Raw genomic sequence first — 322 nt, 5'->3', positions numbered from 1 at the left:
CTCAATAGCTGCCTGACGAAGCTTTTTGGCACCAATATTAACGCCCTGTCCGGCCAGGTTAGCGGTCTTACCCGTTATTCCCGGAGACTGACCAAACCCGCCTTCCTGACGACGCAGACCTTTCCATGCACCAATACCGGCATTTCTGCCCATACCAAGTGCGCCACGCGCCATACGGGATGCACCGAAAACGCCAGCACCAATCCCCATAGCGGCTGCGCCCTGCATGGCACCTTCAACACCCACACCTGCAATCTGTGAAGCATAACTTTTCGCCTGCCAGATAATCCAGGCCAGGAAAATGCCAGCAGCTCCTGACGTG

1 pseudogene is annotated in these 322 nt (G+C 56.2%); it reads right to left on the bottom strand.

What is annotated here, in order from left to right:
* Nucleotides 1–322, bottom strand: a pseudogene (locus RTW80_RS28240) (pilus assembly protein); the annotation flags it as partial.

The organism is Escherichia sp. AM3 (assembly GCF_032029835.1).
GTDB classification, from domain to species: domain Bacteria; phylum Pseudomonadota; class Gammaproteobacteria; order Enterobacterales; family Enterobacteriaceae; genus Escherichia; species Escherichia coli.
This window is presented reverse-complemented; position numbering and strand designations above follow the sequence as displayed.